Annotated in this window: 6 protein-coding genes; 3 read left to right on the top strand and 3 right to left on the bottom strand. The window is 69.6% G+C overall.

Translation table 11 applies throughout. From position 1 onward, the window contains the following. Positions 1-40 precede the first annotated feature (40 nt). Positions 41-3,505, bottom strand: coding sequence for an aminotransferase class III-fold pyridoxal phosphate-dependent enzyme (locus ATO3_RS16845; protein WP_088651053.1), 3,465 nt, complete (start codon positions 3,503-3,505; stop codon positions 41-43). Further along, on the bottom strand, positions 3,502-5,349 hold the full coding sequence (locus tag ATO3_RS16840) for a polyketide synthase (protein ID WP_088651052.1): 1,848 nt from the start codon (positions 5,347-5,349) through the stop codon (positions 3,502-3,504). The genes ATO3_RS16845 and ATO3_RS16840 overlap by 4 nt, the downstream gene beginning before the upstream one ends. Before the next feature lie 183 nt (positions 5,350-5,532). Here ATO3_RS16840 and ATO3_RS16835 point away from each other — a divergent pair, with 183 nt between their 5' ends. The 3 genes from ATO3_RS16835 to ATO3_RS16825 all read left to right on the top strand — a co-directional run bounded on the left by ATO3_RS16835 (position 5,533) and on the right by ATO3_RS16825 (position 8,856). Next, positions 5,533-6,318 carry a thioesterase II family protein gene (locus ATO3_RS16835; protein ID WP_158217990.1) on the top strand — a complete coding sequence of 262 codons (786 nt, stop codon included), beginning with the start codon at positions 5,533-5,535 and terminating at the stop codon, positions 6,316-6,318. After that, positions 6,315-7,370, top strand: a complete 1,056-nt coding sequence (locus tag ATO3_RS16830) for a hypothetical protein (RefSeq protein WP_088651050.1) — start codon at positions 6,315-6,317, stop codon at positions 7,368-7,370. Before ATO3_RS16835 ends, ATO3_RS16830 begins: the two co-directional genes overlap by 4 nt. Before the next feature lie 64 nt (positions 7,371-7,434). After that, entirely contained in the window at positions 7,435-8,856 is a 1,422-nt protein-coding gene (locus ATO3_RS16825; RefSeq protein WP_158217989.1) for a coproporphyrinogen-III oxidase family protein, read from the top strand. A gap of 91 nt (positions 8,857-8,947) precedes the next feature. Here the strand turns inward: ATO3_RS16825 and ATO3_RS16820 are convergent, their stop codons facing one another. Continuing rightward, positions 8,948-9,235: a hypothetical protein gene (locus tag ATO3_RS16820; protein WP_088651048.1), complete on the bottom strand. Its 288-nt coding sequence runs from the start codon at positions 9,233-9,235 to the stop codon at positions 8,948-8,950. Between the last annotated feature and the right edge of the window lie 156 nt (positions 9,236-9,391).

Below are 9,391 nucleotides of genomic sequence, written 5' to 3'. Positions count from 1 at the left end.
GGTCCTTCGATCAAATTCACTCGTCACGTCAAAATGCACTTCACAATTCACGGGCCCTGTCCTGATCGGGATCGGGGGAAATCACCGTCCGCATCCCGGCGGCGCGGGCCGCCCCGGCAATGCGGCGCAGTTCGGCCGCGCCGGGCTGCGGCCCGGGCACCGGGGCCGGGCGGCCCGGTTCCTTCATCAGCGCAAGCAGCATGGTCTCGGCCATGCAGGCATAGGCGCAGTGGCGCGGGGTGCCGAAATCCACGACGATGTCGAAGGGTGCCTGCGGCGCGATCACGCCCCCCTCGATCACGCAGAGATCGGGGCGCTGCGCCGCAAGGTCCGGCGGCAGGTTGAACGGGCGCGACACGTCGCTGACCACCGCGCCGGGCTGCAGCTGCGCCGGATCGACCAGCGCCCCCAGCGCATTGGTCGCCGCCACCACCGCGCCGGCCCGGCCCATGTCGCCGCCCATGTCGCGCGAGAGGCCAATTGCCTCCGCCTCGCCCGCCACCATCCGGCCCCGCGCCGACCAGGGCGGCGGCGTGCCCTCCATGCTGGCGACCTCGGCGCGCAGCGCGTCCAGCCGCGCCAGCGCGCGGGCCTCGGGCTCGGGCCGCCCGGCGACCAGGATCCGGCCCACGCGGTCGGCCAGCGACATCACGATGCCCCGCCCGACCGAGCCGAAGCCGCCGATCACCAGCACCGTCGTCCTGGCCGGGTCCCGGCCCATCCGCGCCAGCCCGTCGAGCACGCCGTCCCCGGCCGAAATCGCGGTCAGCGTGTTGCCGCTCGTCAGTGGCACCGGCGCCGTCAAGGCGGCCCCGGCATCGGTAACGACCGAGGTGAAGCCGCCCAGCCCGACGATATCCGCCCCCCTCGCCACACCCAGCGCGACACCCGCGCCGACCGCCTCGGCCGCCGCTTCGCGGCGCATGGCCATCAGCTCGCGCGCCGTGTGCGGCACCAGGATCACGTCGCCGGTGGCCCGCGCCCCGGTGGCCGAGCCGAGCTCGACCTCGGTGATCACGGCCGGGCGCATCTCGCTTGTCAAAAGCGCGCGGGCGCGGTCGAAGTTCGACAGGTCGAGCCCGGCAAAGCCGGGGTCGAAGCGTGCCAGGTCGTCCTGGCCCATCAGGTGCACGAGGAAGGCAAAGCGCCCCTCGTCGGCGCGCCGCTCGGGCACTGGCGGCCGCGGGCGGGCCGGGGCCGGATCAGGCGCGCGGTCGATACCCAGCAGCGGCGCCATAAGCCGCCGCGCATCGCCGCGTTCCAGCGTGTCGGCCAGATCCTCCAGCGCCGCGGCCACGTCGTCGATCACGCTTTCGGGACAATCCAGCGGCGGCTCGATCCTCAGCACCGCGCCATCCGCCAGCGCCGGGGCGACGCGGATGCCGTGGCGGTTCAGCACGTAGGAGGCCAGCACCATGCCGAAGGCTTCCCACTGGCAGAGCAGGTTCAGCACCGGGCTGGCATAGGCCGAAGGGCCCGTCGCCAGCACGAGCCCCTGCAAGAGCCCCCGACCCCGAACCGCGCGGACCGCGTTCGGATGCCGCCCGGCGATCGCCTGCAGCGCGGCGGACAGTTTCCGCCCCTTCACCTCGACCTCCGCCAGCAGGCGGTGGTCGTCGCGGGTCAGTTCCTCCAGCGTCGCCAGCCCCGCCGCCGCGCCCAGCGCGGTCGACCCGAAGGTCGATCCATGGCGCAGCGCGAAGGCGTCGTTCAGCAGCGCACCGCGATAAAGCACGGCACCCATGGGCACCAGCCCGCCGCCCAGCGCCTTGGCCAGCGTCACGATATCGGGCCGTGCCGCCGCGCTGGCAAAAAGCGCGCCCAGCCGGCCCAGCCCGGTCTGCACCTCGTCGGCGACCAGCAGCACGCCATGGCGGCGGCAGATCGCGGCGGCGCCCTCCAGGTAGCCCTTGGGCGGGGTCACGATCCCGCCCTCGGCCTGCAGCGGCTCCACGATGAAGGCGGCGATGGTCTCTCCCGCCTCGGCCAGCTTTGCCTCCAGCGCGTCGAGATCGCCGTAGGGGATGTGATCGAACCCCGCCACCGGCGCGCCGAAGCCCGCGTGATAGGCGCTGCGCCCGGTGGCCGACATGGCGCCCAGCGTCAGCCCGTGGAACCCGCCCGTCGTCGACAGGATCCCCGGCCGCCCGGTGGCGGAGCGCGCCAGCTTGATCGCGCCTTCGATCGCCTCGGCGCCGCTGGTGCAGAAGAAGACCGTATCCAGCCCCTCGGGCGCCAGCCCGGTCAGCCGTTCAGCCAGCCGTCCGGCCAGCGGCGGCGGCGACAGCGACATGAAGGCCGGCACCTGCTCGGCCTGCAGCCGGGTCAGCGCCTCCCAGATACGGGGCGGATTGTGGCCGAAGGGCAGCGCGCCGTATTGCGCCACGCAGTCGATCACGGCACGGCCCTGGGCATCGTGCAGCATGTGCCCCGCGCCCCGCACGTAATCCCGCGCAACACCGGCCAGCGCCAGCCGCTGGTCGAGCGCCGGGTTCACATGACGGGCGAACAGGCTGTCCTCCTCCGCCCCATCCCGTGTCGCGCGCGCGGCCTGCAGCACGGTGTCGGCGGCGATCTCGGCCAGGTCCGTCAGCGTGGCCCCGTGCGAGAGCCGGTCGAAGGGCAGGTCCACGCCGATGCGGGTCTCCACCTCGACCGAGAGATCGATCACCAGGATGGAATCCAGCCCCATCTCGGCCAGCGGCAGGTCGCAGGGCATGTCCTGCCGGCCCAGCAGGGAGGCGGCATGGGATTGCAGCTGCTCCAGGATCCGCTTGCGCAGCGGACCCGGCGCCTCAGGGTCGATCGCAAGCGGGTCGAGCATCCCGGCTCCCCCGACGGCCCGGTCGAAGCGGACATGGTCCAGCCAGAGCCGGCCCTGCCCCGCGTCATCCACCAAGGCCAGGTCGACGATCCAGCCGCGCCCGTCCACATGCGCCTCGCGCGCGGTGGCCACGGCCCAGAGCGGCGCATCCGGCAGGCGCCCGGCGCGCCACAGCCCGCCTATGGCACGTGGCAGCACCGCGCCTTCCATCCGTGCCTCGGCCAGCGCCGACAGTCCGAAGGCCGCCGCCAGCACCGCCTGGATCATCTGCTCGGGCATCAGCCCGGCGGCCAGCGGCACGCAGGCGGCCCGTTCGCCCAGGACCGTGTCGCGCGCGGGGTCGAAGGCGGCCTCGGGCGAAAGCCCGGTCTCGGTCGCCCAGGCCGCGAAATCGGCCGTCGGCAGGGCATCGCCGCCCGGCAGCGCCGGCGCCCAATCCGGCGCCTCGCCCCCCGGCACGCCGCGCGCGATCAGCGCGCCACCGGCCGCACGCAGGCAAAGCCGGCCCGCTTCATCCGTGACCCACGCCCCGTCCAGCGGCCCCATGGCGCCATCGAGACAGAGGTTGCGCAGTCCATCGGGCGCATGGCCCAACAGGTGGGCGAGGATCCCCGCGATCCGCCCCATCGTGACATCTTCGACCGGCGCCTGCCGGATCTCTCCGCGCAGCTCGGTATTCATGATGGATTGCGCCGCAGCAACGGATGGGTCGACGGCTTGGCCCGGGCCGCAGGATGAAGCGGAGCCGAGGATGCGGCCGCGGGCGCTGTCCCATCCCGGGGCGGCGCAAATCGGTGGGTGTCACGCCGCAGCGGGGTCGGCGGCAGGGCCACGCGCCGGGCGCCGGGGCCGAACACCGCAGACCACGGCACCGGCTGGCCGCTGAGGAACCTCTGCGCCGCGGCCAGATCCGGCGCGCCCTCGGCCTCGGAGAAGGGCGCCGGGGTGGCCCCCTTTCGCAACGACTCCGCGCGGGACCTGACGGGCTCGTCGATGCCCTCGGCCAGCCGCCGCAAGCCTTCTGTAAGCGCCGCCCGGTCGGAGCCTCTCACCACCGCGCGCCAGCTGCCGTGCCAGCGCCCGGTGGCGGCGGTGAAACAGATATCGTTCAGCGACACGTGGTCATCCCGCAGCGCCCCGGCATAGGCGGCGGCGAGCTGCCGCAGATCCTCGGCCGTGCGGGCCGAGAGTACCAGCGGCGCGGTGCATGGCGCGTCGTCGGCCGCCCCGCCCCGCTCCGGGGCCGCCTCGAGGATGGCGTGCCCATGGGTGCCCGACATGCCAAGCGAGGTCACGCCGACCCGGCGCGGCGCGTCGGGCGTGGCGGGCGCCGCCGCCTCGTCCCCGGTGACGAACCGCAGCCCGCACGGCGGGGCGTGGCGCGGCTGGCGTAGCCCGGCCAGCGGGAACCGCCGGCCCCGCTCCAGCCCCAGGATCGCCGTGGCGAGCGCCGCCAGGCCCGAGGCGGGTTCCAGGTGGCCGATGCTGCCCTTCTCGCAGGTGGCCGCCAGCGGCGCACCCGGCCGGTCGTCCAGCCCGTAGGCCAGCGAAATCGCCTCAAGCTCGGCGGCGTCGCCCATGGCCGAGGCCGAGCCCATGCAATGCAGCGTATCGACCGCCGGGCCGTCCAGACCGGCCTGGTCCAGCGCAGAGCGCATCACCCCGGCAATCGCGCCTGCGTCGGGCGCGTTCAGCCCGGCGCCCGCTCCCTGGTGTTCCAGACCGATGCCGCGCAACACGGCGCGGATCCGGTCACCATCTTCCAGCGCCTTCGAAAGCGGCTTCAGCAGCAGCACGACGCCGCCTTCGCCCGGAAAGAACCCGCCGGCAGCAGCATCGAAGGGATGCGCCCGTCCGGAGCTTGAAAGCAGATCGAACCGCTGCAGCACGTAGAGATAACGCGGCGACATCAGGAAGTTCACCCCGCCGACAAGAGCCATCTCGGCCTGGCCGGAGCGCAGCGCCACGGCCGCGGCGTGAAGCGCCGAGAAGGAGGAGGAACACAGCGTGTCCATGCAGACCGACGGCCCCCTCAGGTCCAGCGCCGTGGACAACCTGTTGGCGATCGCCGCCTTGCTGTTGCCCAGCCCGGCAAAGTAGTCGCCCTGGTCCAGGTGCGGGGCCATCGCCTCGAAGTAATCGGCCCGCGAACAGCCCACGTAGACACCGCATCGGCTGCCCGCGATCCCGGCGCCACCGCGCCCCGCATCGTCGCAGGCCAGCCAGGCCAATTCCAGGAACAGCCGCAATTGCGGATCAAGAAGCGCGGCCTCTCTCGGGGAAACGGAGAAAAGCTCGCAATCGAAATCGAAGATATCGGGAAGGAATCCCGCGCGGACCGGTCTTTCGGCCTCACGCAGGGCCCAGCGGTCCTCGGGCGGTGCTCCGCTCACCGGAAGACCGGCGGTCAGAACCTGCCAGAGCGCCTCTTCATCGGGGGCGCCGGGAAGGCGAAGAGCCATGCCCAGAACGGCCAGAGGTTCGGCTCCGGAGACATTGCTCCGGCGCGAGAGATCGGTCGTCATGGCACACGTCTCTCATCGGAGGAATCAGTCAAAAGGTCTTTGGTCACGATCAACTCAGTACAAGAAGACAAGCAATTGTAAATAAAAACACATAGAACTTGTAGCAGACCTTGCAAGCCGCTACGCTACCGATAGTAGAGTATTAGGTCATAGTACGCCACACGCAAAACAAGGTTGCCGGGCGTGAGCTGGATAAGTCGTTTCAAACAACCGCAGTGTCATTCGCTAACACTTTATTGCTTCGCCCATGCCGGCGCCGGGGCAAGTACGTTTTTGCCCATCTCGAAACTTGCACCGCCCTGGATGGACATTGCGCCAATCCAGCTTCCCGGGCGCGAGGGGCGACGCACCGAACCGCCGGAAAGCTCTCTCGAATCTGCGGCGCGCGCGGCGGCGACGGCCATCGCTGCGGATGCCGAAAGGCCCTTCGCGCTGTTCGGTCATTCGCTCGGCGGACGACTTGCGGCCCGGGTTGCACAGATTTTGGGCAACGATGCCGCGCTCTGGCCCAACGATGCGGACGGCGCGGCCGAAGCCGGACCTGCGCCCGACCATCTCTTCATCTCGGCCACCACGCCGACCTATCGCGCGGCCCCGATTTCCCATCTGGACGACGCGGCTTTCACCGAGGCCGTGCGCGCCCGGTTCACGGGTACGCCCACGGCGATCTTCGACACGCCCGGGGTCTGGGACATCTACCGCCCGACCCTGCGTGCCGATCTCGGCCTGCTGGAGACGGCGCCGGATTTCACCGGCGCCCTGCCGTGCCCCGTGACGCTGATCGGCGGCCGCCAGGACGCGACCGCGCCGGCCGCCCGGCTGTCCGACTGGGGGCCCCATGCCACCGCCGGATCCACCACCTGCCTTCTCGATGTCGACCATTTCGCCCTGCGCTCCCACGCGCAGGCCTATCTCGATCTGATCGGCGAAGCGCTTGGCCCTGCCGCGGCCCGGAAACAGGGATCATGAGCCTGTCGATCCGCCCCTTCGACGGCACGCCCGAGCAGCTGTCGGACTTCGTCATGGCGCATTGGAGCCAGCAGTACCGCGATCAGGCCATCCTGCCGGTCTGGACGGGGGATTACTTTGCCTGGCAGCTGCCGGCGCTGCTGACGGACGACCGCTCGCTGATCCTGGCCGGCTATGACGGCGACCGGCTGATCGCCGTCTTCCCGATGGAAGACACGCCGATCCGCCTGCAGGGCAAGCCCTACAACGCCTCGACCGGCAGCTGGTACACCGTCGATCCCGCCTACCAGCGCAGCGGCATCGCGCGCGATGCGCTGGACGCCCTGCGCCGCGAACATGCCGAGCGCGACATGGCCTGCATGATCGGCTTCGTGAACGCCGCCAACTATCCCGGCAAGGGGCGCGGCTTCTGGCATTCGGTGTTTCCCGAACATGTCGCCTTCGACAAGCCGATCCTCTGGGTGCTGACGCTGAACGCGGCGGCCACGGCGCGGGCCTCGCCCACCTTCATGGACCGGGTGGGCTCGCATATCGGCGGTATCTGCGCCTGGGGCGGCCGTGCCGACCAAAGCGGCATCCGCCCCTACACCGCGGCCGACAAGGCTGCCTGCCACGCGCTCATGACCCGGAAGATGGCCGGCTTCGACATGGCCTACGACTGGTCCGCCGACCGGCTGCATCATCACCTGACCCATGGCCCCCTGCCCCGCGCCCGGGTGCTTGAGGAAAAGGGAGAGATCACCGGCTTCGTCGCCTACCACGTGATGGACGCCGTCGGCTGCGCGCCCTGCCGCATGGGCATGGTCGACACGCTGGCGGACGATGGCCTCTCGGCCCGCGACAGCCGCAGGCTGCTGTCGGCCGCCGTCGCCGACATGCGCGAGGCCGGCGCCGATTTTGCCGTCATGCTCGCCCACCCGATCCACCAGCGCGCCACGCTGCTGGCCAACGGTTTCATGCCCTACAAGAGCACGCACAAGCTCTACGCCTTTTCCACCGATCCCTCCGCGCCGGTCCTCTCGGCGCGCAGGGGCTATGCCCATTACCGTTAGTTACATGTTTTCAGGAGTTTGAACGATGATCCACAAGGACGTTTTATCCCAGGCGGACCATTTGATGCACGCCACGAGCCAGGAAGCGCTCGAGATGGGGCGCATAGGTATCGACCGGCTCAACGACAACCCGGAGGCGGCGCGCTATCACCTCGCCTATGCCGACTGGGCGCCGTGGACCCAGGAAGACTGGATCGCCGAGCTGGACCCGCAAAGCCTGAAACGCACCAATATCTACGTCGATTTCCCGTTCTGTCCGCAGGTCTGCTCCTTCTGCGCCTTCTACCCCGAGCTTGACCGCAAAGGCGACCGCGTGGACCTGTACGCCGACCAGCTGCAGACCGAGATCCGGCTTCTGGGCGAGCTGCTGGACGGCAAGCAGATGGCGGTTTCGGCGCTGGAATTCGGCGGCGGCACGCCCACCCAGATGTCGGCGCAGCAGCTGCGCGATGTCTGCGCGACGCTGGCCGCAACCTTCCCGGTGACCGACGACGTGGAGCGCAATTTCGAAAGCACGCCCGAGAAGCTTCTTGGCCCCGACGGCGAGGAAAAGGTCGCCGCGCTGCGCGAAGCCGGGTTCGACCGGGCCAGCATGGGCGCGCAAAGCTTCGACCAGTCGGTGCTCGACCTTGCCAACCGGCACCATTCCCCGGACGAGACGCGCGCCGCGATGAAGGTGCTGCGCGACGCCGGGTTCGAGCGGATCAACATCGACATCATGATCGGCCTGCGTGGCCAGAGCCTCGACAGCGCGCTGGCCACGATCGAGGAGACGATCGCGATCGATCCCGACATCATCGAGCTTTACACGATGCGCTATTTCGACACCAAGCGCCCGGTGCCGATGACCCGCCACTTCCTGCACCATCCCGAGGACTTCCTGACCGAAGAGGAGGCCATGCGCGCCCGCCTCTACGCCCATGTGCGCCTGACCGGGCTGGGCTATGTCAGTTCCAACGGCCGCACCTATTTCCGCGACCGGGGTGAAGGCGATTATTATGCCATGTTTTACAAGGGCAATTTCCTGGGCGACAACGTGCTGGGGATCGGGCGCAAGAGCCATTCCAACATGTACCCATTCCAGTACGCCAACTTCCGCAACCTGGAGAAATACGGCGCCGCGCTCGAGGCCGGGCGCCTGCCCATCGCCACCGGCATCCGCATGACCGACGAGATGCGGCTGGCCAAGCTGATCTCGGGCGGGCTGCAGCTGCGCACACCGTTCGACTTTGCCGCCGCCTGCGCCCGCTTCCCCAGTGTCGATCCGGCGCCCTTCGCGGCGCAGTTCGACAAGCTGGCCGCCGCCGGGCTGGTCACCCTGTCGGAGGGCCGCGTGACCCGGACCGAGCGCGGGTTCTTCTTCATCGAGGAAATGCTGAAAAGCCTCTACGACGTGGCCCAGAGCCAGTTCAACCAGGACGTCACCTTCCTGGGCGCGGCCCAGCGCAAGATGCGTCCGCCGAAAGAAAGCCCGGCCGTCAGCTGATCCCGGTCGCAGCCGCGCGCCCCTGCGGAAAACAGAAGACCGGCGCCAGGTCCCCCTGGCGCCGGTCCGTCACGATCCGTAAGCGAAGATCTCAGCAGCTGCTTTCGGACGGGCTGCCGCCGCCGGAACACGCCTGGTTGTTGCCAGCCGAATTGCCGGGATCGACATCCCGGCTACCGTCCTCGCCGTTGTTGGTCGCCACCCAATCCCCTTCGTCGGTCTTCCGCTCGCCACCGTTTCCGATGCCCGCGTTGGAATTGCGGTTGGCGTCGACCTTGGCCGCTTTTTCCTCGCTCCAATTGGCGCTGTCGGCCGCGACTGGTGAAATGGCACTGACTGAAATGAACGCGACAACGGCCGTGGTGTGCAAAATCTTCATGTCTTCCTCCCTTGGTCTGCCCCGACCTCGGAACACCCCGCAAGATCCGGGGATCGGTTCCCGGCCTGAGCACAATCAGCATAACGCAAGGCCTCAATTGCCTCAACGTGAACAATTCATGGCCCAAAGGTGAGGCAATTCGTTGCCATCCTTCCC

It is taken from the genome of Marinibacterium profundimaris, from assembly GCF_002210095.1.
In the GTDB taxonomy this organism is placed as follows: domain Bacteria; phylum Pseudomonadota; class Alphaproteobacteria; order Rhodobacterales; family Rhodobacteraceae; genus Marinibacterium; species Marinibacterium profundimaris.
Note: the sequence above shows the minus strand (reverse complement) of the source record. Positions and strands in the feature narration are given on the sequence as shown.

Excerpts from the sequence above, each read along its gene's own strand:
- ATO3_RS16845 (WP_088651053.1), bottom strand. The coding sequence starts at position 3,505 with ATGAATACCGAGCTGCGCGGAGAGATCCGGCAGGCGCCGGTCGAAGAT.
- ATO3_RS16840 (WP_088651052.1), bottom strand. The coding sequence starts at position 5,349 with ATGACGACCGATCTCTCGCGCCGGAGCAATGTCTCCGGAGCCGAACCT.
- ATO3_RS16830 (WP_088651050.1), top strand. The coding sequence starts at position 6,315 with ATGAGCCTGTCGATCCGCCCCTTCGACGGCACGCCCGAGCAGCTGTCG.
- ATO3_RS16825 (WP_158217989.1), top strand. The coding sequence starts at position 7,435 with ATGCACGCCACGAGCCAGGAAGCGCTCGAGATGGGGCGCATAGGTATC.
- ATO3_RS16820 (WP_088651048.1), bottom strand. The coding sequence starts at position 9,235 with ATGAAGATTTTGCACACCACGGCCGTTGTCGCGTTCATTTCAGTCAGT.